Source organism: Achromobacter xylosoxidans (genome assembly GCF_002192695.1).
Taxonomy (GTDB): Bacteria; Pseudomonadota; Gammaproteobacteria; order Burkholderiales; family Burkholderiaceae_B; genus Achromobacter; species Achromobacter xylosoxidans_C.
Window position 1 is genome coordinate 203,790 of record NZ_MTLG01000122.1, and the last position, 25,406, is coordinate 229,195.

General features: G+C 64.0%; 33 protein-coding genes. 8 read left to right on the plus strand and 25 right to left on the minus strand.

What is annotated here, in order from left to right:
* Positions 1–28: 28 nt before the first annotated feature.
* The 3 genes from BRO63_RS31370 to BRO63_RS31380 all read right to left on the minus strand — a co-directional run bounded on the left by BRO63_RS31370 (position 29) and on the right by BRO63_RS31380 (position 3,817).
* Positions 29–1,216, minus strand: a complete 1,188-nt coding sequence (locus tag BRO63_RS31370; protein WP_088143463.1) for an ABC transporter substrate-binding protein — start codon at positions 1,214–1,216, stop codon at positions 29–31.
* A gap of 76 nt (positions 1,217–1,292) precedes the next feature.
* A complete protein-coding gene (locus tag BRO63_RS31375; RefSeq protein WP_088143464.1) occupies positions 1,293–2,060 on the minus strand; it encodes an SDR family NAD(P)-dependent oxidoreductase in 768 nt (255 codons plus the stop codon).
* Positions 2,057–3,817, minus strand: a complete 1,761-nt coding sequence (locus tag BRO63_RS31380; RefSeq protein ID WP_088143465.1) for an FAD-dependent oxidoreductase — start codon at positions 3,815–3,817, stop codon at positions 2,057–2,059. Before BRO63_RS31380 ends, BRO63_RS31375 begins: the two co-directional genes overlap by 4 nt.
* Before the next feature lie 153 nt (positions 3,818–3,970).
* Between BRO63_RS31380 and BRO63_RS31385 the strand changes: the two genes are divergently transcribed.
* Positions 3,971–4,819 (plus strand): IclR family transcriptional regulator, encoded by an 849-nt coding sequence (locus BRO63_RS31385; RefSeq protein ID WP_088143466.1) that lies wholly within the window; start codon positions 3,971–3,973, stop codon positions 4,817–4,819.
* Positions 4,820–4,924: 105 nt separating this feature from the next.
* Here BRO63_RS31385 and dsbD read toward each other — a convergent pair whose 3' ends face one another.
* Positions 4,925–6,814: a protein-disulfide reductase DsbD gene (gene dsbD / locus BRO63_RS31390; protein WP_088143467.1), complete on the minus strand. Its 1,890-nt coding sequence runs from the start codon at positions 6,812–6,814 to the stop codon at positions 4,925–4,927.
* Entirely contained in the window at positions 6,814–7,161 is a 348-nt protein-coding gene (gene cutA, locus BRO63_RS31395) for a divalent-cation tolerance protein CutA (RefSeq protein WP_054457254.1), read from the minus strand. Before cutA ends, dsbD begins: the two co-directional genes overlap by 1 nt.
* 122 nt (positions 7,162–7,283) lie before the next feature.
* Between cutA and BRO63_RS31400 the strand changes: the two genes are divergently transcribed.
* Positions 7,284–7,721: an HIT family protein gene (locus BRO63_RS31400; protein WP_088143492.1), complete on the plus strand. Its 438-nt coding sequence runs from the start codon at positions 7,284–7,286 to the stop codon at positions 7,719–7,721.
* A gap of 72 nt (positions 7,722–7,793) precedes the next feature.
* Here BRO63_RS31400 and rplQ read toward each other — a convergent pair whose 3' ends face one another.
* The 19 genes from rplQ to BRO63_RS31495 form a co-directional block, all read right to left on the minus strand.
* Positions 7,794–8,186 carry a 50S ribosomal protein L17 gene (gene rplQ / locus BRO63_RS31405; protein ID WP_088143468.1) on the minus strand — a complete coding sequence of 131 codons (393 nt, stop codon included), beginning with the start codon at positions 8,184–8,186 and terminating at the stop codon, positions 7,794–7,796.
* 184 nt (positions 8,187–8,370) lie between these two features.
* The gene (locus tag BRO63_RS31410; protein ID WP_006216514.1) at positions 8,371–9,357 is read right to left on the minus strand and encodes a DNA-directed RNA polymerase subunit alpha; all 987 of its coding nucleotides are present in this window, start codon (positions 9,355–9,357) and stop codon (positions 8,371–8,373) included.
* Positions 9,358–9,572: 215 nt separating this feature from the next.
* Positions 9,573–10,196, minus strand: coding sequence for a 30S ribosomal protein S4 (gene rpsD / locus BRO63_RS31415; RefSeq protein ID WP_088143469.1), 624 nt, complete (start codon positions 10,194–10,196; stop codon positions 9,573–9,575).
* Positions 10,197–10,207: 11 nt separating this feature from the next.
* Positions 10,208–10,609: a 30S ribosomal protein S11 gene (gene rpsK / locus BRO63_RS31420; RefSeq protein WP_006216516.1), complete on the minus strand. Its 402-nt coding sequence runs from the start codon at positions 10,607–10,609 to the stop codon at positions 10,208–10,210.
* Positions 10,610–10,624: 15 nt separating this feature from the next.
* Entirely contained in the window at positions 10,625–10,990 is a 366-nt protein-coding gene (gene rpsM, locus BRO63_RS31425; protein WP_006216517.1) for a 30S ribosomal protein S13, read from the minus strand.
* Between the two features lie 43 nt (positions 10,991–11,033).
* Entirely contained in the window at positions 11,034–11,147 is a 114-nt protein-coding gene (gene rpmJ, locus BRO63_RS31430) for a 50S ribosomal protein L36 (protein ID WP_003806928.1), read from the minus strand.
* A gap of 34 nt (positions 11,148–11,181) precedes the next feature.
* Entirely contained in the window at positions 11,182–11,400 is a 219-nt protein-coding gene (infA, locus tag BRO63_RS31435) for a translation initiation factor IF-1 (protein ID WP_003806927.1), read from the minus strand.
* Positions 11,401–11,408: 8 nt separating this feature from the next.
* Complete coding sequence (gene secY / locus BRO63_RS31440) at positions 11,409–12,734, minus strand: preprotein translocase subunit SecY (RefSeq protein WP_013397001.1); 1,326 nt, start codon at positions 12,732–12,734, stop codon at positions 11,409–11,411.
* A gap of 14 nt (positions 12,735–12,748) precedes the next feature.
* Positions 12,749–13,189 (minus strand): 50S ribosomal protein L15, encoded by a 441-nt coding sequence (gene rplO, locus BRO63_RS31445; RefSeq protein WP_013397002.1) that lies wholly within the window; start codon positions 13,187–13,189, stop codon positions 12,749–12,751.
* A gap of 9 nt (positions 13,190–13,198) precedes the next feature.
* Positions 13,199–13,384, minus strand: a complete 186-nt coding sequence (gene rpmD / locus BRO63_RS31450; RefSeq protein ID WP_006216520.1) for a 50S ribosomal protein L30 — start codon at positions 13,382–13,384, stop codon at positions 13,199–13,201.
* Positions 13,385–13,387: 3 nt separating this feature from the next.
* A complete protein-coding gene (rpsE, locus tag BRO63_RS31455; RefSeq protein ID WP_013397003.1) occupies positions 13,388–13,909 on the minus strand; it encodes a 30S ribosomal protein S5 in 522 nt (173 codons plus the stop codon).
* 15 nt (positions 13,910–13,924) lie between these two features.
* Positions 13,925–14,290, minus strand: a complete 366-nt coding sequence (rplR, locus tag BRO63_RS31460; protein ID WP_013397004.1) for a 50S ribosomal protein L18 — start codon at positions 14,288–14,290, stop codon at positions 13,925–13,927.
* A 21-nt stretch (positions 14,291–14,311) separates the two neighbouring features.
* Positions 14,312–14,845, minus strand: a complete 534-nt coding sequence (gene rplF, locus BRO63_RS31465; protein WP_088143470.1) for a 50S ribosomal protein L6 — start codon at positions 14,843–14,845, stop codon at positions 14,312–14,314.
* A gap of 12 nt (positions 14,846–14,857) precedes the next feature.
* On the minus strand, positions 14,858–15,253 hold the full coding sequence (gene rpsH, locus BRO63_RS31470) for a 30S ribosomal protein S8 (RefSeq protein WP_006392029.1): 396 nt from the start codon (positions 15,251–15,253) through the stop codon (positions 14,858–14,860).
* A 10-nt stretch (positions 15,254–15,263) separates the two neighbouring features.
* Positions 15,264–15,569 (minus strand): 30S ribosomal protein S14, encoded by a 306-nt coding sequence (gene rpsN, locus BRO63_RS31475; RefSeq protein WP_006216527.1) that lies wholly within the window; start codon positions 15,567–15,569, stop codon positions 15,264–15,266.
* A 12-nt stretch (positions 15,570–15,581) separates the two neighbouring features.
* A complete protein-coding gene (gene rplE, locus BRO63_RS31480; protein ID WP_054457265.1) occupies positions 15,582–16,121 on the minus strand; it encodes a 50S ribosomal protein L5 in 540 nt (179 codons plus the stop codon).
* 12 nt (positions 16,122–16,133) lie between these two features.
* Positions 16,134–16,454, minus strand: coding sequence for a 50S ribosomal protein L24 (rplX, locus tag BRO63_RS31485; RefSeq protein ID WP_006389623.1), 321 nt, complete (start codon positions 16,452–16,454; stop codon positions 16,134–16,136).
* A gap of 11 nt (positions 16,455–16,465) precedes the next feature.
* Positions 16,466–16,834, minus strand: a complete 369-nt coding sequence (gene rplN / locus BRO63_RS31490) for a 50S ribosomal protein L14 (protein WP_006216531.1) — start codon at positions 16,832–16,834, stop codon at positions 16,466–16,468.
* Between the two features lie 352 nt (positions 16,835–17,186).
* On the minus strand, positions 17,187–17,939 hold the full coding sequence (locus BRO63_RS31495; RefSeq protein ID WP_088143493.1) for an aspartyl/asparaginyl beta-hydroxylase domain-containing protein: 753 nt from the start codon (positions 17,937–17,939) through the stop codon (positions 17,187–17,189).
* A gap of 192 nt (positions 17,940–18,131) precedes the next feature.
* Here BRO63_RS31495 and BRO63_RS31500 point away from each other — a divergent pair, with 192 nt between their 5' ends.
* Complete coding sequence (locus tag BRO63_RS31500) at positions 18,132–19,559, plus strand: NAD-dependent succinate-semialdehyde dehydrogenase (protein ID WP_088143471.1); 1,428 nt, start codon at positions 18,132–18,134, stop codon at positions 19,557–19,559.
* Between the two features lie 94 nt (positions 19,560–19,653).
* Here the strand turns inward: BRO63_RS31500 and BRO63_RS31505 are convergent, their stop codons facing one another.
* Positions 19,654–20,613, minus strand: coding sequence for a helix-turn-helix domain-containing protein (locus BRO63_RS31505; RefSeq protein WP_088143472.1), 960 nt, complete (start codon positions 20,611–20,613; stop codon positions 19,654–19,656).
* Positions 20,614–20,781: 168 nt separating this feature from the next.
* Here BRO63_RS31505 and BRO63_RS31510 point away from each other — a divergent pair, with 168 nt between their 5' ends.
* The 5 genes from BRO63_RS31510 to BRO63_RS31530 are packed head-to-tail and all read left to right on the plus strand — an operon-like array spanning position 20,782 to position 25,402.
* The gene (locus BRO63_RS31510; protein ID WP_088143473.1) at positions 20,782–21,678 is read left to right on the plus strand and encodes an alpha/beta fold hydrolase; all 897 of its coding nucleotides are present in this window, start codon (positions 20,782–20,784) and stop codon (positions 21,676–21,678) included.
* A gap of 12 nt (positions 21,679–21,690) precedes the next feature.
* Positions 21,691–22,863, plus strand: coding sequence for a substrate-binding domain-containing protein (locus tag BRO63_RS31515; RefSeq protein ID WP_042795911.1), 1,173 nt, complete (start codon positions 21,691–21,693; stop codon positions 22,861–22,863).
* A 15-nt stretch (positions 22,864–22,878) separates the two neighbouring features.
* Entirely contained in the window at positions 22,879–23,649 is a 771-nt protein-coding gene (locus BRO63_RS31520; RefSeq protein WP_088143474.1) for an ABC transporter ATP-binding protein, read from the plus strand.
* Positions 23,646–24,395 (plus strand): ABC transporter ATP-binding protein, encoded by a 750-nt coding sequence (locus BRO63_RS31525; RefSeq protein ID WP_088143475.1) that lies wholly within the window; start codon positions 23,646–23,648, stop codon positions 24,393–24,395. The genes BRO63_RS31520 and BRO63_RS31525 overlap by 4 nt, the downstream gene beginning before the upstream one ends.
* On the plus strand, positions 24,392–25,402 hold the full coding sequence (locus BRO63_RS31530) for a branched-chain amino acid ABC transporter permease (RefSeq protein WP_088143476.1): 1,011 nt from the start codon (positions 24,392–24,394) through the stop codon (positions 25,400–25,402). The genes BRO63_RS31525 and BRO63_RS31530 overlap by 4 nt, the downstream gene beginning before the upstream one ends.
* The last annotated feature ends 4 nt before the right edge of the window (positions 25,403–25,406 follow it).

The following is a 25,406-nucleotide window of genomic DNA, read 5'->3' on the forward strand; positions in this document are numbered from 1 at the left end:
GCCTCCTGTCCCTGTCGCCTTCCTGCTTCTACTTGGCAACGGCGACGGTCACGTCGTCCGCGTAGGGAACCAGCTTGCCGTCCTGCCAGTGCGCCCACTTGTAGTCGCTAACCAGCAGCGCGTCATGCACCGTGGCCGAGAACGGCTTGGTGTAGGTCTTCATCGCGCCTTCGTAGGTACCGTCCAGGTTCTCCAGCGCCAGACGCACCTTGTCGCCATCGGTGGAATTCGCCTGCTTGATCGCCATGCCCAGCAGGTTCATGCCGTCGTAGGCGTGCGCCAGGAAGCCGAACGCGGTGGGCGAGGTCATCTTGGCCGACACGCGGTCATACAGCTTCTGCTGCGCGGGCGTACGGTTGTCGGTAATGGTGCGCAGGAAGAAAGGCTTCTCCGACAGCGTCTTGCCCGCCGTGTCGTAGAAGGCAATGTTGTCCGCCGCCCACGAGGTCAGCGTCAACGGGAACCAGTTGATCTTCTCCATGCTGCGGAACACGTGGGCGATCGGCGTGCTCTGCGCCCAGATCACCACCGTGTCCACGCCCGCCGCCTTCAGCTTGTTCAGCTGCGAGGTCATGTCGGTATCGGCGACGCCGAACTTCTCGACCGCGACGGCCTTGATGCCCTGCGCCGCTCCCACTTCCTCCAGGTCCTTGAGCGCGCTCTGGCCATAGCCGGTGGTCTCGATCATGAAGCCCACGTTCTTGACCTTGGGATTCTTCTTCAGGTAGCCGATCACGCCGTCCACCTGTTCGCGATCCACCATGCCGACGCGGAACATATAGTTCTCCGCGCCTGCGCGCATGGGCTTGGTGATGTCGGTGCCCGACCCGATGGCGCCCATGACCGGGATCTTCTTCTGGTTCGGGATGTGCTTCCAGGCCAGCGCGTTGCCCGAATTGGTGGGGCCCACGATGGCCACGACCTTCTCGTTGTCGATCAGGTCCGCCATGTTCTGGATCGACTTGGGCGGCTGCGACAGGTCATCGCGCACCACCAGCACCAGCTTGCGCCCGAGCAGGCCGCCATTGGCATTGATGTCGTCAATGGCGGTGCGCAGGCCCAGCACCGCGGCCTGCCCGCTTTGCGCGGACGGCGACGCCGACAGGTCGCCATTGAAGCCGATCTTGATGTCCTGGGCGTAGGCCTGCGCGCCAAGCGCCAGCGCGCACAAGACGGCCGCCTTCGACAAGGTGGAAAAAATCCCCGTTGCTTTCATCGTTGTCTCCTGTGTTTTTCAGATGTGCTGCACGTCGATGATTCTTCTTTCTGCCCCTCGCCCGTGGAGCCTGGCGCTATACCGCGAGGTAGCCGCCATCCACCGGCAGGGACACGCCTGTCACGTACTGCGCCATCGGCGAAGCCAGGAACACGGCGGGGCCCACCAGGTCTTCGGGCTGTCCCACCCGTCCCAGCGGTATGCGCTGCATGAAACTCGCGAGGCGCGCGGGATCGTCGCGCGTGAACTGCGTCATCGGCGTTTCGATGACGCCCGGCGCGATCGCGTTGACCCGTATGCCGTCAGGCGCGAGGTCGCGCGCCATGGCCTGCGTCATCATCTTCACGCCGCCCTTGGATGGTGAATAGCCCAAGGTAGCGCCCACCCCGGCAAACGACGCGATGGAACCCACGTTGATGATGACGCCGTGCGTGGCGCGCAGCGCGCCCAGGAAAGCGTGGATCATGTTGAAGCTGCCGTTCAGGTTCACGTCCAGCACGCGGCGCCAGTTCTCGGCGGCGCGCGGACTGTCTATGCCTTCGCGGATCAGGATGCCGGCGTTGTTGACGAGTACGTCGATCGGCCCCACTTCCAGTTGCACCTGCGCCGCGACTGCCGCGCAAGCATCGGGGTCCGTCACGTCCAGCGCGTGGCTCCACGCCTCGCCGCCCGCGCCGATGATGGCGTTTGCCGTCTGCATCGCATGATCAGCCTGCACATCGGTCGCCACCACGCGCGCGCCCGCGGCCGCCAGGCCCAGTGCCAATGCCCGTCCGTTGCCCTGCCCCGCTCCCGTCACCAGGGCGAGCTTGCCCTGCAGCAGTCCCGCCGGCGCGGCGCTCATGCGGCTGCCTGCGCCGAAGCGGCTGGTACGCCCGCAGCCGGCACGCGCGCCGCGGCCTTGCCGGTAGCTGCGATGCTCTGGCCCGCGATGTAGCCGAAGGTCAGCGCCGGCCCCAGAGTGATGCCCGCGCCCGGGTAGTTGCCTCCCATGATGCTGCAGGCATCGTTGCCCACGGCATACAGGCCGGGTATGACGTCTCCGGTTTCGCTCAGCGCGCGGCCCTGGCCATCGACCTTCAGGCCGGCAAAGGTGCCGATGTCGCCGATCATGACCTTGATCGCGTAATACGGCCCCCGCACGATAGGCGCCACGCAGGGATTGGGACCGTGCATCGCGTCGCCCTGATAGCGGTTGTAGGCCTTGCTGCCCTTGCCGAACTGCGGATCACGTCCCAGCGCGGCCTCGCGGTTGTAGGCCTCGACCGTCTGGCGCAGGCTGCCGGCGTCGATGCCGGCTTTCCGCGCCAACTCCGCCACCGATGCGCCGCGCATCAGATAACCCGTATCCAGATAGCGCTTGATGGGCAACGGAAACGGCGCAACGCTGCCCAGGCCGTACTTGCGCAAGGCCTTGTGGTCGCAGATCAACCAGGCGCAAGTCTCGCCCTGCCCCTCGCATGCTCGCACCATCTCCTGCACGAAGTCATGATACGAACTGCCTTCGTTGGTGAAGCGGCGGCCATTGCGCGTGACGGCGATGACACCCGGCTTGGCGCGGTCGATGAAGTGCGGCATGTAGCCCGGACTGCCGTCCTTGCGCGTCACCACGGACACCGGCACCCATGCGGCGGCATTGGGCAAACCTGTGTTGACCTGGCCGCCCGCGCTCTCGGCCAGGCGCAGCCCGTCGCCGCTGTTGCCGGTGGGCGACGGCGAGTAGTGCTCCGTGCCGTTGGGCGCGTGCGCATACAACTGCTTGCGGCGTTCGATGTCGTACGGAAAGCCGCCGGAAGCCAGCACCACGGCGCGCGCGGCGCGCACGCGCACCGTCGCGCCATCGCGCTGCACCACCGCGCCGCGCACGGCGCCATCTTCGATGATGAGCGACCTGGCCGGCGCGTTCAACCACAGCGGCACGCCCAGCTTGAATGCGGAGGCAGCCAGCCGGCCCGCCAGCGCATTGCCGTTGGTCAGCGTCATGCCGCGCCCATGCTTGGCCACGTCCAGGAAATGCCGTGTCAGACGCTTGGCCACGTACCAGGCCGAGGCCACCGAGCGCGTGGCGCGCATGAAGTGCACGATCTCCTTGCCCGAGCCCAGCATCATGCCGAACACGGTCAGCTCGGGCAGCGCGGGCGCCAGGTCCCTGACGTGGGCGCCGAGCTTGCGGCCATCGTAGGGCCGCGCCACCATCGAGCGTCCGCCCTGCTTGCCGCCGGGCGCTTCCGCGTGATAGTCGGGGAACACCAGCGGCATGTCGAACTGCACTTCGGTGTTCGACGTGAAGAAATCCACGGCGCGCGGACCCTGCTCCAGAAAGGCATCCACGCGTTCGGCGTTGTAGCTGTCGCCGGCTTCGTGGCGCAAATAGGCGCGGCCTTCGTCCGGCGTCTCATGGATGCCCTGCACCTTGGCCAGCGACGTGCCCGGTATCCAGAGCCAGCCGCCCGAACGCGCGGTGGAGCCGCCGAAGCGCGGCTCTTTTTCAACGATAAGGACCTTCAGGCCGGCGCTGGCCGCGGTGATTGCGGCAGCCATGCCCGACGCGCCCGACCCGACCACCAACACGTCGCAGTCGTATTGACGAGAATCTTCCACGTTGTCTCCATACCCTTGGGGCGGCCGGCTCCCGATCGCGAAACCGGTGCGGCCTTCTTATTCGTTCGACTGTAGATAAGGCATTTGATAATGTCAATATGGTTCACGATTAGCGAAAGTACTAACATAGGCAACCTCATTCGATAAAAGAAAATGGCCACCAGATCCAGCTCCGGCAAGCGCAATGCCGACGCCACTCCCGCCGCGCCGCCACGCAGGCGCGGCATCCAGTCCATCGAAGTCGGCGGCAAGATCCTGTTGGCGCTGCTGGAACACTCGTCCTCGCTGCCGCTGGGCGCGCTGGCCAAGGCGGCCGGCATGTCGGGCGCCAATGCCCACGCCTATCTCGTCAGCTATGGGAATCTGGGCCTGGTCAGGCAGGACCCGAACACCGGCGAGTACGAATTGGGGCCGCTCGCGCTGCAGTTGGGACTGGCCGCGCTGCACCGGCTCGATCCCATCAAGATTGCCATCCCGATGACGCGCGAATTCGCCGAGAGAAGCGGGCAGACCGTCGCCATCGCGGTGCTGGGCAACCTGGGGCCGGTCATCGTGCACCTGCACGAATCCAACTACCCCATCCACGTCAACATGCGCACCGGCACGGTCATGTCGCTGACCAACACGGCGACGGGCAAGGTGTTCGCGGCGCTGCTGCCGCCCAAGAAGATAGAAAGCCTGCTGCACGAGGACCATCTGCGCCTGGGCGCAGTGCCTTCATTGGGCCAGACCGAGAAGTTCGAACGCACCCTGCGCGAAGTCCGCCAATGCGGCGTGGCCCGCGCCGTGGGCGATCCCATCCCTGGCATCAATGGCCTGAGCGCACCCGTGTTCGACTCGAATGGCAACGTCGTGCTGGCGATCACCGCAATCGGCGCGGTGGGCGTATTCGACGTGCGTTGGACCAGTCCGCTGATCGACGACATCAAGCGTTGCGCCGACGCCATCTCGGCGGAACTGGGCTGGCAGAACCGCGATGCGCGCGCGACGCGACAGGGTTAGGACCGGCAACGCAGAATCGCCACACGGCAAAAGGCCGCTGCATGGATGCATCCGTGCAGCGGCCTTTGTGTATTTGGAGTCAGCCTTGCGGCAAGGCTGCGATGCTCAACGCAGCAACACCTTGTCCAGCGATTCGGTGAAGCGCTTGGCATCCTGGAAGCCCACCACGCGAGCCTCGGGCAGCTCCTTTCCGCCCGGTTCGAAGAACATGATGCCCGGCGGGCCGAACAGGCGGAAACGCTTGAGCAACGCGCGGTCGTCGGCGTTGTTCGCGGTCACGTCGGCCTGCACCAACAGCATGCCCGACATGCGCTGCGCAACGCCCGGATCGGTAAAAGTGAAGCGCTCCATCTCGCGGCACGACACGCACCAGTCGGCGTAGAAATCCAACATTACCGGCTGGCGGCTTTGCGCGAGCAAGGCATCCAGTTCGGCGCTATTGCGCACGCGCTGGAAATGCACTTCGCCGCTGCTCGCCGCCACGCCCGCGGGCGCATCGCCGCGCGCCGCCAGATGCGACAGCGGCTGCAGCACGTCGCGCCCGCCGCTGGCCGCGCCGATCAGCCAGGCCGCGGCCGCCAGCGCCAGCAACAGGCCCAGGCCCTTGCCGAACATGCGCGCCGCGCCCGCGCTTTGCGGCAAGGCATCGAAGGCCCGCAGCATCACCGCGGCAACCACGGCCAGGAAGGCCCAGCCCGTCATCTGCACCCAGGTCGGCACCACCGGTATCAGCATCCACCAAGCCGTGGCCAGCAACAGCATGCCGAACATGCGTTTCACGCCGTCCATCCAGGGCCCGGCCTTGGGCAGCAAGGCGCCCGACGACGCGCCCACGATCAACAGCGGCACGCCCATGCCCCAGGCCATTGCGAACAGCGCCGATCCGCCCAACACCACGTCGCCGGTCTGCGAGATGTACAGCAGCGCACCCGCCAATGGCGCGGCCACGCAGGGGCCGACGATCAAGGCCGACAAGGCGCCCATCACCAGCGCGCCGGTGTAACGCCCGCCCGGGATGCGCGCCGAGCGTTGCGACAGCCAGCCCTGAATGCCTGCAGGCATCTGGAACGTGAAGGCGTCGAACATGGCCAGCGCCAGCACGGCCAGCAGGATGGCGAACAGGGTAAGGATCCACGGCGTCTGCAGCCAGGCGGCTAGCCCCGCTCCGCTCAACCCCGCAGCCACGCCCAGCGCGGTATAGACCACGGACATGCCCAGCACGTAGGTCGCGGCCAGTGCCAGGCCGCGGCCGCGCGAAGGCTTGGCCTGCGCCGCGCCGCCCACCACGATGGACGACAGGATGGGAATCATGGGCAGCACGCAGGGCGTGAAGGCCAGCAGCAAACCCAGCACCAGGAACACGCCCGCGGTCTTGACCCAGCCCAGTCCGCCCAAGGCGTCAGCCAGGCCGGTATCGCCGGCATTGACCAGCGCGCCGAGACCGCTCGATGCGCCAGACGTGGCTGCCGGGATGCCTCCCGGTCCGGCCAGGGCATAGCCGCCAGCCACCGGAGTGAGCTTCACGCTGCTGTCCATGGGCGGATAGCACAGCCCGGCATCCGCACAGCCCTGTGCGGTCAGCGTCAGGGTGAAGGGCTGTCCGCCCGCGGCCACCGGCACGCGTATCGCCACGTCCTGGTGGAAGACTTCCATGTCCTTCTCGAAGGTCGGGTCGTACTTGACCTCGCCCTTGGGATAGACAGCTTCACCCAGCGTGGCGGCGCCGATGGGACTGATGGTGATGCCGAAGCGCTCGCGGTACATGTAGTAGCCGGGCGCAACGCGATAGCGCAGTTCCAGCGTTTCAGGCGCCACCATCTCGGCGCTGAACACGAAGGCCTTCTCGGGATCCAGGAACTCTGCCTCGGCGCGCGCAGCGGCTTGCCAGCCCAGCAACAGCAGCATCATGGCCAGCAAGGCCAACCACTGCCTGAAGAAGGCGCGCGACGCGCGGGACTCGCGCCGAAGCGCGCCGAAACCGGCTAGTTGCAACATCAGTCTCTCTTGTTCTGCGTGACGGCCGTCTGCTCACGCACCCAGTCCAGATAGGGCGCCGCGCCGCCGATGACGGGCAGCACGATGATCTCGGGCACATCGTAGGGATGCATCTGCGCCAGGGCCTGCACTACAGCCTGGTGGCGCGCGTATGTGGTCTTGATGTGAATGGGGATTTCCTCCGCCCCTTCGACTTCTCCTTTCCACATGTAGATGGACAGGCCCGGCGCGCCAAGGTTCACGCACGCGGCCAGGCCGTCTTCAACCAGGACATGCGCAATCCGCTTGGCCAGCAGCAGGTCGGGCGCATTGCTGATGACCAGCACAACGTCGTCATCTCGCAACATGGAGGCTCCTCGGAATACCCGTATGGGATGTAACTCGGGGTATTTTATCGGTATTGCGGCCATCGCCCGGATCCGCCGGACTTGAACGCGCCGCCATGCAACCCGCTCCCACCGAGGCACGCATGTCCGACAACTGCCTGTTCTGCCGCATCGCCCGCCACGAAATCCCCGCGCACGTGGTGCACGAGGACGAACGCCTGCTGGCCTTTCTCGATATCCACCCGGTGCGCCCCGGGCACGTGCTCATCATCCCCAAGCAGCACTATCCCTATTACGAGGACATGCCGGCCGACCTGGCGGGCAGCATTCTCAACCTGGGCCAGAAGCTCGGCCGCCACATGAAGCGCCTGTACGACGTGGAGCGCGTGGGCTTCGCCTTCACGGGCATCCACGTGGCGCATGCGCACGCCCACGTCATCCCCATGCATCATCCGCAGGACGTCACGTCCACCCAGTACATCGAGCAGCAAGACCTGACTTTCAAGATGCCGCCTCAGCCCGCCGCCGAAGCGCTGGCCGCGACCGCCGCGCAATTGCGGGGCGAACTGCACGCCTCGTAACGCGGCGCGGGCGCGCAAAAAAACAAGGGCGGGTCCGAAGACCCGCCCTTGTCGCTTATCGAGCTACCGAAATTACTCGGCGCTGCCCTCAGCGGCTTCATCGACTTCCGGACGGTCAACCAGTTCCATGAAAGCCATGGGAGCGTTGTCGCCTTGACGGAAGCCCATCTTCAGCACGCGGGTGTAGCCGCCGTTACGGGCCGCGTAGCGCGGGCCGATTTCGGCGAACAGCTTCACCACCGCGTCGCGATCACGCAGACGGGCAAATGCCAGACGCTTGTTCGCGAGCGTGGGCTCTTTGCCCAGCGTGATCAGGGGTTCGATGACGCGGCGCAATTCTTTCGCCTTCGGCAGCGTGGTCTTGATGGCTTCGTGGGTGATCAACGAAACGGCCATGTTGCGGAACATGGCAAGACGGTGACTGCTGGTGCGGTTGAGCTTACGCAAGCCATTACCGTGACGCATGATAAGTTTCCTTTGAATCTAAAGATGGCGTCAGCCATCGGGTTGCCGGCTCTTCTATCAACCTGCAATCAGGCCGCGGTCCGGTAGAAAACGGTGCATTTTACGACGGTTTCGCAAACTATCCGGCGCAAGGCCGGCTGCTTGCGGGAACCGCCCCTTTTCAGGGGCGGCACCCTGTCAAGACTTAGGGACGCTCCAGGCCCAGGGGGGGCCAGTTTTCGAGCTTCATGCCCAGCGTCAGGCCGCGTGCGGCCAGGACTTCCTTGATCTCGTTGAGCGACTTGCGACCCAGGTTCGGGGTCTTGAGCAGCTCGTTTTCGGTACGCTGGATCAGGTCGCCGATGTAGTAGATGTTTTCGGCCTTCAGGCAGTTGGCCGAACGCACGGTCAGCTCCAGGTCGTCGACCGGGCGCAGCAGCACCGGATCGATCTGCGGCGTGCCGCGGACCGGGGCTTCGTACGAATCGCCAGCGCCTTCCAGGGCGGCGAAGACCGAGATCTGGTCCATCAGGATGCGGGCCGACTGGCGCACCGCTTCCTCGGGCGAGATCACGCCGTTGGTTTCGATGTCCAGGACCAGCTTGTCCAGGTCGGTGCGCTGTTCCACGCGGGCGCTTTCAACGGCGTAGCTCACGCGGCGGACCGGGCTGAACGAGGCGTCCAGAACGATGCGGCCGATGGTGTGAGTGCGGTCTTCCGACAGCGCGCGCACGTTGCCCGGCACGTAGCCGCGGCCCTTTTCGACCTTGATCTGCATTTCCAGCTTGCCTGCGTCCGTCAGGTTGCAGATGGCATGGCCGGGGTTGATGATCTCGACGTCATGCGGCAGCTCGATGTCGCTGGCCAGCACGGTGCCCGCGCCGGTCTTGCGCAGAACCAGGGTCACTTCGTCGCGATTGTGCAGCTTGAAGACCACGCCCTTCAGGTTCAGCAGGATGTCGACGACATCTTCGCGAACGCCCGGGATGGTCGAGTATTCGTGCACCACGCCCGTCATCTGGACTTCGGTCGGCGCGTAGCCGGTCATCGAAGACAGCAGGATGCGGCGCAGGGCGTTGCCCAGCGTGTGACCGTAGCCACGCTCGAACGGCTCCATCACGATCTTGGCATGGTGCGTGCCGACCGGTTCGACTTCAATGGAGCGCGGCTTCAGGAAACCTTGAGTGGACATTTACTGTGTTCCTTTTCAATACCCTCGGCTCGTTACACCGATAAGGCTGATGGACAGGGTGAAACTTGAAACGCGGACGGCGCGAAAAACACCGGCCGATACTTACCGCAAAGCCCGCTCCGCCAAAAAGCGGAAAGCGGGCTGCTGCGGGACGTGCAAACGGGTCGCGAGACCAGCTCGCCGGCGCACTGCGAAGGTAGCGCCGGCAGGCCTGATTAACGCGAGTACAGTTCGACGACCATCGATTCGTTGATGTCGCGAGCGACGTCAGCGCGATCGGGGGCCGACTTGAACGTACCGGTCAACTTGGTCGTGTCGACTTCCACCCACTGGGGGATGCCGATGCTGGTGGCCAGGTCGAGCGATTCCTTGATGCGGCCTTGCTTCTTGGCCTTTTCGCGGACCGACACGACGTCGCCAGCCTTGACCAGCATCGAAGCGATGTCAGCCGTGTGGCCGTTCAGTTCGATGGCGCGGTGGCTCACCAGCTGGCGAGCTTCGGCGCGCGTCGAGCCGAAGCCCATGCGGTAGACGACGTTGTCCAGGCGCGATTCCAGCAACTGGATCAGCGTTTCGCCGGTGTTGCCACGGCGACGCTCGGCTTCAGCGAAGTACTTGCGGAATTGCTTTTCCAGCACGCCGTACATGCGCTTGAGCTTTTGCTTTTCGCGCAGCTGCAGGCCGTAGTCGGAAGTGCGGGCACCCGAAGTGCGGCCGTGTTGGCCAGGCTTGGAATCCAGCTTGCACTTGGAATCCAGCGAGCGGCGGGCGCTCTTCAGGAACAGGTCAGTACCCTCGCGGCGCGAGAGCTTGCATTTGGGTCCAATATAACGTGCCATGTGGATTCCCTTTAGATACGACGACGCTTCGGCGGACGGCAGCCGTTGTGCGGAACGGGCGTGATGTCGGCGATGGACGAAATCTTGATGCCCAGCGCGTTCAGAGCGCGGACCGACGATTCGCGGCCAGGACCGGGGCCCTTGATACGCACTTCCAGCGTCTTGATGCCGTACTCCAGCGCGACGCGGCCAGCCGTTTCAGCAGCGACCTGCGCGGCGAACGGGGTCGACTTGCGCGAGCCCTTGAAACCAGCACCGCCCGACGTGGCCCACGACAGCGCGTTGCCCTGACGATCGGTGATGGTGATGATGGTGTTGTTGAACGAAGCGTGAACGTGCGCGATGCCGTCCGAGACGTTCTTCTTGACCTTTTTGCGCACGCGCGAAGCGCCGCTGGTGGAAGCTTTCGCCATAATCCAGTTCCTCGATTATTTCTTCAGGGACGCAGCAGCACGACGCGGGCCCTTGCGGGTCCGGGCGTTGGTGCGAGTGCGCTGGCCGCGCACGGGCAAACCGCGCTTGTGACGCATACCGCGGTAGGTTCCCAGGTCGATCAAACGCTTGATCGAGAGCTGTACTTCACGACGCAGGTCGCCTTCAACCGTGAACAGACCAACATGTTCGCGGACGCGTTCCAATTCAGCGTCGTTCAGATCCTTGACCTTCTTGTCAAAGGGTACGTTTGCCGCTTCGCAAATCTTGCGAGCGCGCGTACGACCGATGCCAAAAATGGCGGTCAGTCCGATCTCGGCGTGCTGTTGCGGCGGGATGTTAATGCCAGCAATACGGGCCATGACTATTCCTTGAATAAATCTGTTGCGTAGTCGCTAACCCGAGTTAGCCTTGACGCTGCTTATGACGCGGGTCGGTGCAGATAACGCGCACCACGCCGTGACGTTTGATAACTTTGCAGTTGCGGCAGATCCGCTTAACCGATGCCATTACTTTCATGGTTGACTCCTAATTTTCCGTAATCCGGTTCCGCTCATTTGGAGCGGAAAACTATCCTGGCTCGCGTCAGATCATAGGGCGTGAGCTCCACTGTGACCTTGTCACCCGGCAGGATCCGGATGTAATGCATACGCATCTTGCCGGAAATATGGCCCAACACCACGTGGCCGTTTTCGAGCTTGACGCGAAATGTCGCGTTCGGGAGGTTCTCAAGAACCTCGCCTTGCATCTGAATGACGTCGTCCTTGGACATTCTTTTGCTTACCGCATCGGCAAACCCGCGCCCTTGAAGTTAGCCTTCTTGAGCAACGAGTCGTACTGGTGAGACATCATGTAGGCCTGAACCTGCGCCATGAAATCCATCGTCACCACCACAATAATCAACAGGGACGTACCACCGAAGTAGAAGGGAACGTTCCAGCGCATCACCAAGAATTCCGGCAACAGGCACACCAACGTGATGTAGATGGCACCTGCGAGCGTCAGACGCATCAGGATCTTGTCGATGTAGCGCGCTGTTTGTTCGCCCGGACGGATGCCCGGAACAAACGCACCACTCTTCTTCAGGTTGTCCGCCGTTTCGCGGCTGTTGAACACCAGAGCCGTGTAGAAAAAGCAGAAGAAAATAATCGCGACCGAGTACAGCGTGATGTAGAGCGGTTGACGAGGCGACAGGGCCGCAGCCAGGTCGCTAAGCCAGCGCATGTTCTCACTGCTGGAGAACCAGCTCGTGATCGTGGCCGGGAACAGAATGATCGACGACGCGAAGATCGGCGGAATCACCCCTGCCATGTTCAGCTTCAGCGGCAAATGCGAGCTTTGACCACCGTAGACCTTGTTGCCGACCTGACGCTTGGCGTAGTTCACCGTGATCTTGCGCTGTCCGCGTTCCACGAACACCACAAAAGCGGTAACCAGCACCACCAGAGCCACGATGAACAGTGCCGAAAGCACGGACATCGAGTTGGTGCGGACCAGGTCCAACAGTGCAGCCAGCGCCGCGGGCAGACCCGCAACGATACCTGCGAAGATCAGGATGGAAATCCCGTTGCCCAGACCACGTTCCGTGATTTGCTCACCCAGCCACATGACGAACATGGTGCCGGTGACCAAGGTCACGACGGTCGTGAAGCGGAACAGCATGCCCGGATCGATCACCAGTCCCTGCTGGGACTCCAACGCTACCGAAATGCCCACAGCCTGCACCAGCGCCAGCACGACCGTGCCGTAGCGGGTGTATTGGGTGATCTTCCGACGGCCGGCTTCGCCCTCTTTCTTGAGCGATTCCAGCGACGGCACCACCACAGACATCAGCTGCATGATGATGGATGCCGAAATGTACGGCATGATCCCCAGGGCAAAAATCGAGAAGCGCGAGAGCGCCCCGCCCGAGAACATGTTGAACAGGCCCAGGATCCCGCCCTGGTTCTGACGGAACAAGTCCGCCAGCGCATCCGGGTTGATGCCCGGTACGGGGATGTGTGTACCCAAACGGTAAACCACCAGGGCGAGCACCAGGAACACGAGGCGGCGCTTCAAATCGCCGTACCGTGCTCCGGTTTTGCCCAATGCCTGCGCGTTAGCCACTCGTCACCTCGTGATCAAGCAAGCGAGCCGCCCGCGCCTTCGATGGCGGCGCGAGCGCCGGCCGTCGCGGTAATGCCCTTGAGCACGACCTTGCGCGAGAGTTCACCCGACTTGATGACCTTGGCGTAACGAACCGCCTGGCCAATCACGCCAGCGGCCTTCAGCACTTGCACGTCGACTTCGTCGATGGGCAGGGCTTGCAGGTCCGACAGACGGACTTCGGCGTACAGGTGCTGGCCGAGCGGGGTGAAACCACGCTTGGGCAGACGACGCTGCAGCGGCATTTGACCGCCTTCGAAGCCAACCTTATGGAAACCGCCCGAGCGCGACTTCTGACCCTTGTGACCACGGCCGGCGGTCTTACCCAGACCCGAACCGATGCCACGGCCGACGCGGCGCTTGGCGTGCTTGCTGCCCTCAGCGGGCTTCAGCGAATTAAGTTGCATATCCGACATGGTGATTCCTTAGGCTTCCGAGACGGAAACGAGATAATCCACCTTACGGATCATCCCACGCACCTCGGGCGTATCGACCAGCACGCGGCTGCTGTTGATGCGGCCCAAGCCCAAACCGCGAACCGTATCACGGTGCGATTGCTTGGTACCGATCACCGAGCGCACGAGGGTCACTTTGATCTGCTTCTGAGCCATGATTTACCCCAGGATTTCTTCGACCGACTTGCCGCGCTTGGCAGCAACATCAGCCGGGGTCATGGAGGCGCGCAGGCCGTTCAACGTGGCGCGAACCATGTTGTAGGGGTTGCTCGAGCCCAGGCTCTTGGCAACCACGTTACGCACACCCATCACATCAAAAATAGCGCGCATCGGGCCGCCGGCGATAACGCCGGTACCTTCAGCAGCGGGCGAGATCAGCACGGTAGCGGCGCCATGCTTGCCAACCACGGTGTGGTGCAGCGTGCCGTTCTTCAGAGCGACCTTGAACATGCCGCGGCGGGCTTGTTCCATAGCCTTCTGAACGGACACCGGCACTTCACGCGCCTTGCCCTTACCCATGCCGATGCGGCCATCGCCATCGCCAACCACGGTCAGCGCGGCAAAGCTCATGGTGCGACCACCCTTGACCACTTTGCTCACGCGGTTGACCGCGATCATCTTTTCGCGGAGGCCGTCATCGTTCTCTTTTTCCGCGGCGTTCTTGCCTTGTACTTTAGCCATTTGACAGATCCTCGCTTAGAACTTCAGGCCGGCTTCACGCGCGGCATCGGCCAGCGCTTTCACGCGGCCATGGTAACGAAAGCCCGAGCGATCGAAAGCGACCAGTTCGATACCGGCGGCCTTGGCCTTTTCGGCCACGCGCTTGCCAACCAGCGACGCAGCGGCTTTGTTGCCGCCCTGACCGGTTTGGCCGGCCAGTTGCGCGCGCACTTCGGCTTCGACCGTCGAGGCGCTGACCAGAACGCGATCGCCTTCCGGCGAAATGATGTTGGCGTAGATGTGCTGGTTCGAGCGGAAAATCGAGAGGCGATGAACGCGCAGCTCGTTGATCTTCCGGCGGGTCGGAACCGCACGACGCAAACGGGAAACTTTTTTGTCCATGATTCGTCCTTGCGTGCGCCGTTATTTCTTCTTGGTTTCTTTGATGACGACGCGTTCGTCCGAGTAACGCACGCCCTTGCCCTTGTAGGGTTCGGGTTCGCGGTACGCGCGGATTTCAGCGGCCATCTGACCGACGACTTGCTTGTTGGCGCCCTTGATGACGATTTCCGTCTGGGTCGGGCACTCGGCCTTGATACCGGCCGGCAACTGGTGCAAAACGTCGTGCGAGAAACCGAGCTGCAGCTTAACGGCATCGCCTTGGATCGAGGCGCGGTAACCCACGCCAACCAGGGTCAGCTTGCGCTCGAAGCCCTTGCTCACGCCGGTGACCATGTTGGCCACCAGAGCGCGCACGGTACCCGACATGGCGTTGGCGTGACGGCTTTCGTTGGCGGCGACAAACGTGAGTTTGCCGTTGTCCAACGCAACCGTGACGTCGCCGGTCAGGGCTTGGGTCAGGGTGCCCAGCGGGCCCTTGACGGTGATCTGATCCTGCTTGATGTCAGCTTCGACACCCTTGGGCAGTTCGACCGGATACTTAGCGATACGTGACATTCGAATTTCTCCTTAGGCCACGTAGCACAGCACTTCGCCGCCGACGCCGTTGGCGCGAGCCTTACGGTCGGTCATGACGCCGCGCGAGGTCGAAACGATAGCCACGCCCAGGCCGTTCATGACCTGAGGAATGCTGGTACGGCCCTTGTAGATACGCAGACCGGGGCGCGAGACGCGTTCGATGCGCTCGATGACCGGACGGCCAGCGTAGTACTTCAGGGTGATCTCGAGCTCAGGCTTGGCCTGGGTGCCCTTGATTTCAAAGCTGTCGATGTAGCCTTCGTCCTTCAGCACAGCGGCAATGGCCGCCTTCAGCTTCGAGGAGGGCATGTTCACCGTAACTTTGTCCACTTGCTGCGCATTGCGAATGCGGGTCAGCATATCGGCGATGGGATCGCTCATGCTCATATTGTTTCTCCTACCAGCTGGCCTTGGTGATGCCGGGGATTTCACCCTTCATCGCCATTTCACGCAGTTTGTGGCGCGTCAGGCCGAACTTGCGGAACACACCGCGCGGACGACCGGTGACCACGCAACGGTTACGTTGACGCGTCGGGTTGGCATTGCGCGGCAGCTGTTGCAGCTTGAGCCGAGCTTGGTAACGTTCTTCGTCGGTCTTCGACTGGTCGTCGATGATCGCCTTCAACTCAGCGCGCTTGGCGGCGAACTTGTCAGCCAGCTTGGCGCGCTTGATGTCGCGATTGATGAGGGAAAGTTTAGCCACGTCATCAGCCCCTTAGTTACGGAACGGGAAGCTGAAGGCCGTCAACAGCGCCTTGGCTTCTTCGTCGGTCTTCGCGGTGGTGGTGATGCTGATGTTCAGCCCACGCAGCGCGTCGATCTTGTCGTACTCGATTTCGGGGAAAATGATCTGCTCTTTCACCCCGATGTTGTAGTTGCCACGGCCGTCGAACGCACGACCCGAGATACCGCGGAAGTCGCGCACGCGAGGCAGCGCAACCGCCACCAGGCGATCCAGGAATTCGTACATGCGTTGACCGCGCAGCGTGACCATGCAACCGATCGGGTAGTTTTCGCGGATCTTGAACCCGGCGATAGCCTTCTTGGTCTTCGTCACGACGGGCTTCTGGCCAGCGATCTTGGTCAGGTCGCCAACAGCGTGCTCGATGACTTTCTTGTCCGACACCGCTTCCGACACACCCATGTTCAGGGTGATCTTGGTGATGCGCGGCACTTCCATCGTGCTCTTGTAGCCAAACTTGGCTTGCAGGTCGGCAGCGACCTTGCTCTTGTAGAGATCTTGCAAACGAGACATGTCTATCGCCCCTTACGCCTTGGCGCCGACAACGGCACCATTGGAACGGAACACGCGAACCTTGCGGCCTTCGACTTCTTGCACGCCCACGCGGTCGCCGCGGCCGGTGGCCGGGTTGAACAGCGCGACGTTCGAGATGTGAATCGGCATGGTCTTTTCGACAATCCCGCCCGGGTTGTTAGCCATCGGGTTGGCTTTCACGTGCTTCTTGACGACGTTGACGCCTTCGACCAGAACGTGGTCGGCATCGACGCGCGCCAGCACGGTACCGCGACGCTTCTTGTCGCGGCCGGTCAGGACGATGACTTCGTCGCCTTTACGAATGTTGTTCATCGTAGGGCTCCTTACAGCACTTCCGGGGCCAACGACACGATCTTCATGAACTTCTCGGTACGCAGTTCACGCGTAACGGGTCCGAAGATGCGGGTGCCGATGGGCTCCAGCTTGGCGTTGAGCAACACGGCGGCATTGCCACCGAAACGAATCAGCGAACCGTCTTTACGGCGCACGCCCTTGGCGGTACGAACCACCACGGCATTGTAAATTTCGCCTTTCTTGACGCGTCCGCGCGGAGCCGCATCTTTGACGCTCACCTTGATGATGTCGCCGATACCGGCATAACGGCGCTTGGAGCCACCGAGCACCTTAATGCACATGACATGACGCGCACCAGTGTTATCGGCCACATCCAGCGTGGTCTGCATTTGGATCATGATTTTTCCTGTTCCAACTTAACTGGAAATACGGTTTTCCCAACAAGGGAACACTGCAATTCCTGCCAGTTTTGGTCCCGTCAGGTCTGCCGCCCTGCTTTTGTGTTGGCATGTATTGAGCTTTCGCCCTATTCACGCAACTGGTTGGCAACGCAACGACCCTGGGTTGAAATCCTGCGGGTATTCCCCCAACACGTCGGGCTAACCTGCATAGGCGCGGGCCAACTCGATCGACAATCTGGGAAAGCTGATAATTCTAACGTGGTTAATTTTTGAGCGCAAGCACTTTGTGTGGATAACCCACAAAAGCGACGCTTTCCCCCGAGAAGGGGGCACCGAGGCTATCTGCCCCCTATTTCTGGCGGTAGTAGCCCTTCTCCCAGGCGTCATGATTGGCCTTCCCGCGACGGATCTCGTCCGTGAACGGGGCGGCCATGAGCACCAGGCGGTTCAACCATTTTACAGGAGCGCGGCAGGGGCGTTCGAAGTCCACGAAAAGCACGGCGCGCAGCCCGGAGGTGTCGTTATGGACCTGGTGCGGATAGAGGTCGTCGAACACCACCGCCCGGCCTTCGCGCCAGCTGTAGCGCTCGCCCCCGACCTCGATCCAGCATTGTTCGGCGGGCTCCGGCACCACCAGCCCCAGATGCAGGCGCAGGACGCCGTTGTACGGGCCCGTGTGCAAGGGGATGCGCTTGCCGGCCTCCAGGATGGAGAAGAATGCCGTGCGGATGCCCGGGATCTCCTGCAGCGCCCGGGCGGTCTGGGGACAACGCGCCAGGTTGCGTTCGGAGCGCAGGCCGTAACCCATGAACACAAAAGTCTTCCATTGGTCGTCCGAGGTGATCTGGCCGACGTCGGGGGAGATTTCGTGGAAGGCGGGCAGATGCTGGCGCTCGGAGAGCAGGCCGGCCAGCTCGGTGCGGATGGCGGGCGCCTGGGCCTCGAGCGCCGCGACCCAGGGAAACTGGCCGTTGTCGAAAATGGGGCGGTCGCCGACCAGCGAGGCCTGGGCGATGCGGTTGCGCAACCAATCTATGAAGCGGAAAAAGACGCGCGAGTAGAAACTGGGCTTGCTGGGCGGACGCGCATCGACGGGTTGCACAATAAGTAGCCGGATAGACAGCCAAAGATGCACCATTTTGTCCATGCCAGCGCGGGCACGCAAGACTTGCGCCTGCATATTGGCTCCAATGCGCCACCGGGCATTGGCCCTCCCCGCCGCGGACAAGCTGGTTTAGACTGGCGTGGGCGACAGTGATCGCTATCCACTCCTATTTCGCAAGGGAAGACAGGCATGTATGAACAGTTGGCGCTGTATATCGACGGCGAATTCGTCGCCGGAGAGGGCAGGCGCACCCAGGACGTCATCAACCCGGCCACGCTGGAAGTTCTCGGCCAGCTGCCCCACGCCACCGAAGCGGATCTGGATCGGGCGCTAGCCGCCGCCCAGCGCGCCTTCGAGTCGTGGAAGAAATCCTCTCCCATGGACCGCTCGGCCATCCTGCGCAAGGTCGCGACGCTGTCGCGCGAACGCGCCCAGGAAATCGGCCGCAACATGACGCTGGACCAGGGCAAGCCGCTGGCCGAAGCCGTGGGCGAAGTCACCTCCTGCGCCGAACACGCCGACTGGCACGCCGAGGAATGCCGCCGCATCTACGGCCGTGTGGTCCCGCCGCGCAATCCTGACGTGCGCCAGATCGTGGTGCGCGAACCCATCGGCGTCTGCGCCGCGTTCACGCCCTGGAACTTCCCGTACAACCAGGCCATCCGCAAGATCGCCGCCGCCATCGGCGCCGGCTGCACGGTGGTGCTGAAGGGTCCCGAGGACTCACCCAGCGCCGTCATGGCCATTGCCCGCATGTTCCACGACGCCGGCCTGCCCAAGGGCTGCCTGAACATCGTCTGGGGCGAACCCGCCAAGATCTCCGACTACCTGATCCGTTCGCCCATCGTGCGCAAGGTGTCGTTCACCGGCTCCGTGCCGGTCGGCAAGCAGCTGGCCGCGCTGGCCGGCGCCCACATGAAGCGCGTCACCATGGAACTGGGCGGTCACTCGCCCGTGCTGGTGTTCGACGACGCCGACATCGACCGCGCCGCCACCATGCTGGCCAAGTTCAAGATCCGCAACGCCGGCCAGGTGTGCGTGTCGCCGACCCGCTTCTATGTCCAGAATGGCGCCTATGAACAGTTCCTCGCGCGCTTCTCCGAAGTGCTGAAGAACATCAAGGTCGGCGACGGCCTGGAAGCCGGCACCGACATGGGCCCGCTAGCGCACGAGCGCCGCGTCCCCGCCATGAGCGCCTTCATCGACGACGCCAAGAAGCATGGCGGCAAGGTGGTGGTCGGCGGCGGCCCGCTGGACCGCAAGGGCTTCTTCTTTGCCCCCACGGTCGTGACCGACGTGCCGGACAATTCCATGCTGATGACCGAGGAGCCCTTCGGCCCGGTCGCGCCGGTGGTCCGCTTCACGGATACCGATGAAGTGCTGCGCCGCGCCAACAGCCTGCCCTTCGGCCTGTCGTCCTACGTGTTCACGAACTCGCTGCAGACGGCCACCAAGGTCTCCAACGGCCTGGAAGCCGGCATGGTCAACATCAACCACTTCGGCAGCGCCCTGGCCGAGACGCCTTTCGGCGGCATCAAGGACAGCGGCATCGGCAGCGAAGGCGGCCTGGAAACGTTCGACGGCTACCTGGTCACGAAGTTCATCACGCACATCTGACCTGGCAGTGACACTAAGCCCCGCAGACATCCTGCGGGGCTTTTTTTTGCCTCATGCCCGAGAACCAGGCGGGCCAGCGCCGCACAAGCGCCGCTCAGGAACTTGCCCGAAAATCGCGCGGCGTCATGCCGAAGCGGCGCTTGAACAGGCGGCTGAAATGCGAGGGGTGCGAGAAACCCACCTGATAGGCCAGCTCGGCGATGCTGCGGTGGCTGTGCTGCGGATTCAGCAACAGTTCGCGGCACTTGTCGAGCCGCTGGTCGAAGATGAAGGACTCCACCGACAGGCCGCCAGCGCGCAGGATGCGGTGCAGATAGGCCACCGACAAACCGCAGCCCTGCGCCACCTGCTGCGGCGACAACGCCGGATCCGCCAGATGCTGGCGGATGTAGGCCAGCACGCGCTGCCGGTGCGCCAGCGTGACGCTGCTGTCCGACTCCGATGCGTGCCCCTGGCCTGACTGCACCAGGAACAGCACGATCAGGTCGATCAGGCGTTCGCCAAGTTCCGCTGCTTCGCCGTCCGACCAGCCGTCCACCCCTTTGAACAGGTGGTCCATATAGCTGGCCAGCAAAGCCCCGCGCGGCGAACCGTCATCGACGCGCAGCTTGTAGAAGGCGCCGACGCGGGAATCGCGCTGCAATAGCGCGCTGCGCGGAAAGGATACGCTCAGGCTGCGGTAGCCCGCCGCACCCTGCGCCGTGGCCTGGTAGGGCAGGCTCTGGTTCATCAGATAGACGCAACCGGGTTCGACCTGGAATGCCCTGCCCTGCTGCTGCACGGCCAGCGGTCCGGCCAGCGGCAGGCCAAAGGTATAGAACTCCTGGTCCAGGCGCGACACGTTGCCGGCGGTGCGCTCCAGCTTCTGCCCCTGGTAATGGAGGTCGTTGAACTGCAGGCTGCCTCGGCGCGCATAGCGCACATGCCCGGCGAAACTGTCGGGCCGGCCGCCATGCACCTCGAACGGACCGAACGCGTGCGACAGCGCCGCGCGCCATTCGTCGCGCCGGTCAGCGCCAGCGCTGGCCGAAATGGCGAATTCCGTATCGGACATGGCTCGGTCTCCTTGGACGCCGGCGCCGCCACCGGGCGCTCGTGATCCTGCGTCTACATATTCTTGACTCACCCTGCTGCGGGGTGTCCGGCGCCTTGAAGGCGCGCTTGGCGCAAGTCTATATTCAGCCCGATAAGCACACAACCTGGACAACCCGGGAGGAGACCCATGGCACCAGCGCCCGCACCGGCCGGCCGCCACGCGCCGGCTTCGCGCTACCTGCGCTGCGCAGGCCGCGAGCTGCACTACACCGAATGGGGCGCCGCGGACGCGCCCCCCGTCATCATGTGGCATGGCCTGGCCCGCACCGGCCGCGACTTCGACGACCTGGCGCAGGCGCTGGCGGACGACTACCGCATCATCTGCCCGGACGCGATCGGCCGCGGCCTGTCGCAATGGAGCCCCGATCCGGTTGCAGAGTACCAGCTGGATTTCTATGCCACGCTGGCCCGCGCCCTGGCGGACGGGCTGTCGCTGGCCCGCGTGCGCTGGGTGGGGACGTCCATGGGCGGCGCCACCGGCATGCACGCCGCCGCCACCACTCTGCGCGACCGGATCTCGCACCTGGTCGTCAATGACATCGGACCCGAACTGCCGCAGGCCGCCATCGACCGCATCGTGGCCTACGTCGGCGCGCCGCCGGCCTTCGATACGGTCACGGAACTGGAAGCCTGGTTGCGCGTCGCCTACAAGCCCTACGGCTGGCAAAGCGACGAGCAATGGCGCCGGATGGCGGAAACCTCGGTGCGCCGGCTGCCGGACGGCCGCGTCACCCTGCACTACGACCCGGCCATCGTCGGCCAGTTCAACAACCACCCGGCCGACTACGACCGCTGGACCGGTTATGACTCGCTGCGCATGCCGCTGCTGCTGCTGCGCGGCGCCGATTCGGACCTGCTGCTGCCCGAGGTCGCCGACGCCATGACCTGCCGCGGACCGCGCGCGCAGCGCATCGACTTCCCCGATTGCGGCCACGCCCCTGCCCTGAACGTGGCCCCGCAGATCGACGCCATCCGACTATTCCTTGCCACGCCGGACCACACGGCGGCTGCCCGCCCCCAATAACAGGAGACTCCCATGAAACGCGTCCTGCTCGCCGCGCTCGCCGGCCTCTGCATGAACTCCGCGATAGCGGCGAAAGACTTTGTCGTGGCCCACGTCTACGACAAGACCGGCCCCCTGGAGGCCTATGCCAAGCAAACCCAGAACGGCCTGATGCTGGGGCTGGAATATGCGACGCAAGGCACCATGACGGTCGCCGGCCGCAAGATCCGCGTGATTGAAAAGGACAACCAGGGCAAGCCCGACGTGGCTCGCGCCCAGCTGGCCTCGGCCTATGCCGACGACAACGCCGACATCGCTGTCGGCCCCACCTCGTCCGGCGTCGCGCTGGCGATGCTGCCCATCGCCGAGGAATACGAGAAGATCCTGCTGGTCGAGCCTGCCGTGGCGGATTCGATCACCGGCGACAAGTGGAACAAGTACATCTTCCGCACCGGCCGCAATTCGTCGCAGGACGCCATCGCCAACGCGGTCGCCTTCGACCAGGCCGGCACCTCGATCGCCATGCTGGCGCAGGACTACGCCTTCGGCCGCGACGGCGTGAAGGCGTTCAAGGGCGCGTTGAAGAACGCCAAGATCGTGCACGAGGAATACCTGCCCGCCAACGCCACCGACTTCACCGCCGGCGCGCAGCGCCTGTTCGATGCGCTGAAGGACAAGCCGGGCCGCAAGATCATCTTCATCCTGTGGGCCGGCGCTGGCAATCCGTTCAAGATCGCCGACCTGGACCCCAAGCGCTTCGGCATCGAGATCGCGACCGGCGGCAACACGCTGGCCGCCATGACGCCGCTGAAGTCGCTGGCGGGCATGGAAGGCGCCACCTATTACTACTATGGCATCCCTAAGAATCCGATCAACGACTGGCTGGTGGCGGAGCACCAGAAGCGCTACGGCCAGCCGCCGGACTTCTTCACCGCGGGCGGCATGGCCTCGGGGATCGCGATCGCCACCGCGCTGGCCAAGACCAACGGCAACTCCGACACCGACACGCTGATCAAGGCCATGGAAGGCATGAGCTTCGATACACCCAAGGGCAAGATGACCTTCCGCCCCGAGGACCACCAGGCCATGCAGTCCATGTACCACTTCCGCATCAAGAACGATCCGTCGGTGCCTTGGGCCGTGCAGGACCTGGTCAAGGAAATCACGCCGGACCAGATGTCGGTGCCGATCCAGAACAAACGCTGAGCGCGCCGTCCATCCATGCTGGAAACCCAATCGCTCACGATCCGTTTCGGCGGACACGTGGCTGTCAACGAGGTCAGCTGCAGCTATGCGCCTGGCACCCTGACCGCCATTGTCGGCCCGAACGGCGCGGGCAAGACCACCTACTTCAACCTGATCTCCGGCCAGCTGCGCGCCAGCGCCGGCACGGTGCGCCTGAACGGGCGCGACCTGACCTCGCTGGCCGCGCCCGCGCGCATGCATGCGGGGCTGGGCCGCGCGTTCCAGCTGACGCAGCTGTTCCCGCGCCTGAGCGTGCATGAGAACGTGCGCCTGGCCCTGCAGTCGCGCCAGCAAGGCATGGGCTGGCGCCAGATCCGTTTCTGGCGCACCTGGAGCGACGACCGCGGCCTGATCGAACGCGCCGATGCGCTGCTGGAACGCACCCGCCTGTCCGCGCGCCGCGACCAGTCCGCCGCCGACTTGCCGCACGGCGACCAGCGCAAGCTGGAGATCGCCATGCTGATCGCATTGGAGCCGCAGGTGTTCATGTTCGACGAGCCGACCGCGGGGATGAGCGTGGACGACGTGCCCGTCGTGCTGGAGCTGATCCGCGAGATCAAGAACGATCCGACGAAAACAATCCTGCTCGTGGAGCACAAGATGGACGTGGTGCGTGAACTGGCGGACCGCATCGTGGTGCTGCACAACGGCCAGCTGATGGCCGACGGCGACCCGGCGGCGGTGATCGCCTCGCCCATCGTGCAGCAGGCCTATCTGGGCGTCAGCCCGGCGGAGAAGGCGGCATGACGCAGGCGCTGCTGGAATTGAAGGACGTGCACACGCACATCGGCGCGTACCACATCCTGCACGGCGTGGACCTGGCGGTCGCGCCGGCGGCCGTGACCATGCTGCTGGGCCGCAACGGCGCCGGCAAGACCACCACGCTGCGCACCATCATGGGATTGTGGCGCGCCTCGCAAGGCCAGGTGAGCTTCGACGGCGCGCCCATCGGCGGTCCCGGCGCGCGCACCTCGCCGCCCGACATGGCGCGCATGGGCATGGCCTACGTGCCCGAGAACATGGGCATCTTCGCCGACCTTTCCGTGAAGGAAAACATCCTGCTGGCGGCACGCCAGGCCAGGAACGCCAGCCAGCTGGATACAGCGCGGCTGGAATGGATCTTCGGCTTCTTCCCGGCGCTGAAGAAGTTCTGGCTGCATCCGGCCGGCAAGCTGTCGGGCGGCCAGAAGCAGATGCTGGCCGTGGCGCGCGCCATCATCGAACCGCGCCGGCTGCTGTTGGTGGACGAACCCAGCAAGGGCCTGGCGCCCGCCATCATTCAGAACATGATCGACGCCTTCATCGAACTGAAGCAGGCGTCCACCACCATCCTGCTGGTCGAGCAGAACTTCAACTTCGCGCGCCTCGTGGGCGATCACGTCGCCGTGATGGACAACGGCCGCGTCGTCCACGCCGGCGGCATGGCCGAGCTGGCCGCGGACGACGAACTACAGACTCGCCTCTTGGGCCTGTCGCTGGGAAGCCACCAATGAGCACGCTCGAAATCGATACCCCGCTGCCGCGCGTCCGCGCGGACCTGCGCCCCGTCCTGCTGGTGGTGGCCCTGGCCGCGCTGGCCCTGCCCCTGGTGGGTTCCTTCTCTACCTGGGTCACCCTGACCCTGGCGGGGCTGGCCATGGGCATGATCATCTTCATCGTGGCCTCCGGCATGACCTTGGTGTTCGGCCTGATGGACGTGCTGAACTTCGGCCATGGCCTGTTCATCGCCATCGGCGCGTACATGGCCGCGACGGTGCTGGGCTCGATGGCCGACTGGACGCAATCCGGCAGCCTGTGGCTCAACCTGGGCGCGGTGCTGCCCGCCATGATCGTGGGCATGCTGGTCGCGGGCGCCGTGGGCCTGGCCTTCGAACGCGTCATCGTGCGCCCCGTCTATGGCCAGCATCTGAAGCAGATCCTCATCACCATGGGCGGCATGATCATCGGCGAAGAGATCATCAAGATGCTGTGGGGTCCGCAGACGATTTCGCTGCCGCTGCCCGAGGCGCTGCGCGGCGCGTTCCTGCTGGGCGATGCCGCCATCGAGAAGTTCCGCATCGTTGCCCTGCTGACGGGTCTGCTGGTGCTGGGCGGCATGCTGTGGCTGCTGAACCGCACCAAGCTCGGTCTCCTGATCCGCGCCGGCGTCGAGGACCGCGAAATGGTGGAAAGCCTGGGCTACCGTATCCGCCATCTGTTCGTGGGCGTGTTCGTCGCCGGTTCCATGCTGGCGGGCCTGGGCGGCGTGCTGTGGGGCATGTACCAGCAATCCGTGGTGCCGCAGCTGGGCGCGCAGGTGAACGTGCTGATCTTCATCGTCATCATGATCGGCGGCCTGGGCTCCACCGTGGGCTGCCTGATCGGCGCCTTGCTGGTTGGGCTGATGGCCAACTACACCGGCTTCCTCTTGCCCAAGGCCGCCCTGTTCTCGAACATCGCGCTGATGGTCGCCATCCTGTTGTGGCGGCCGCAGGGCGTGTATCCGGTCACGAATCGCTAGGAAC